The organism is Mesorhizobium sp. WSM4935, from assembly GCF_029625735.1.
GTDB lineage: Bacteria > Pseudomonadota > Alphaproteobacteria > Rhizobiales > Rhizobiaceae > Mesorhizobium.
The window spans coordinates 1-239 of record NZ_JARTVR010000083.1 but is presented as its reverse complement, the minus strand read 5'-3'; the positions used below and the strand labels follow the sequence as shown (position 1 = coordinate 239).

1 protein-coding gene is annotated in these 239 nt (G+C 65.3%); it reads left to right on the top strand.

Annotated features, from left to right (window positions below):
- Positions 1-206: hypothetical protein (locus P9273_RS32205; protein WP_278052600.1), on the top strand; the 206-nt coding region annotated here is incomplete at its 5' end.
- Between the last annotated feature and the right edge of the window lie 33 nt (positions 207-239).

Here is a 239-nt window from a genome sequence, read left to right as displayed (position 1 = left end):
ACTCCAGCTCCAGCCAGTGGTCCCCCATCATGGGCGGGTCCACGGCGTTCTCCAACCTGCCGCTGTGGTACGCTCACTGGGACTTCACCTTCAGCCCCTGCACGGCCGACTTCAAGTCCTTCGGAGGCTGGTCCAAGCCCGCCATGAAGCAGTACGCGGGCGACCAGTCCTTCTGCTCGGCCGGGTTCGATAAGAACTGCTGGTAGAGGCGGGGCGGGGGGCCTCGACTGCTGCAGTCT